At 55.2% G+C, this 232-nt stretch carries 1 pseudogene; it reads right to left on the reverse strand.

The window, feature by feature from the left end:
- Positions 1-17 precede the first annotated feature (17 nt).
- Positions 18-232: pseudogene (locus tag SM754_RS20425) on the reverse strand (hypothetical protein); the annotation flags it as partial.

A 232-nucleotide genomic window follows, 5' to 3' on the forward strand; every position in this document is an offset into this window, starting at 1 on the left:
CAACCAGATGAGAAAACCTAGTTCTCCATGCGGATGATGCAGCGGATGCCCTCCCCCTTGAGCATGTGGTCGAACGCCGTGTTCATCTCCGAGAAGGGCACGCGGTGCGTGATGAACTTCTCCACCTCCAGCTCCGTCTTCATGTACATTTCGACGACGTTGGGCAGGTCGGTGCGCGGCTTGTAGTTACCAAACAAGGTTCCCTTGAGAGTCCTCACGTTCAGGAAGTTCA

Origin of the sequence: Halorubellus amylolyticus, assembly GCF_034808145.1 — an archaeon.
In the GTDB taxonomy this organism is placed as follows: Archaea; Halobacteriota; Halobacteria; order Halobacteriales; family Natrialbaceae; genus Halorubellus.